The following is a 540-nucleotide window of genomic DNA, read 5'->3' on the forward strand; positions in this document are numbered from 1 at the left end:
GCTATCGCCGCTTTCGCTGCTGGCGCAACTTTGCTTGCCGGCTTCGCAATGGCAACCCCAGCAATGGCTGCAAAAGTTCCTGCTACTGATACTGAGCGTACTCAGTTAGCTCAAGAGGCAGAACAGCGTGGACTTGGTTTTGTAGCAAATAATATTCGCACCTCTAAAACAAGCTCTTACCAAGAGCTTAAAGCCATGTTGCAAAAAGCTGAGGATGAACAAGACGCTGCAGAATCTCACCGTCTTCTTGATTATCCAAACGATACATTGAATAATTCTTCTGCTGAGGGCGTTGCTGCTGAAGCTCGTAAGCGTGGTATTGCGAATCCTACGGTAGATGAGTTCCAGCCTGATTTGCTTGCTCAGTATGCTGGTACTCGTGCTGAGAAGCTTGGTAAGGCATACAATGATTTGCTTGATGGCAAGATTACTGAGGCTCAGTATCAGGCTGTGAAGAAGGCTGTGTTTGGTAGCAGCGAGTACACTGAGGATTCATTGGATTCAAAGCAGGACGACAAGCAGGCTCCTAAGAAGGATGAT

General features: G+C 47.4%; 1 pseudogene. It reads left to right on the plus strand.

Going from position 1 to position 540, the window contains the following annotated elements:
• Positions 1-540, plus strand: a pseudogene (locus P0106_RS07190) (hypothetical protein); the annotation flags it as partial.

This window comes from Gardnerella sp. c11Ua_71, from assembly GCF_055818025.1.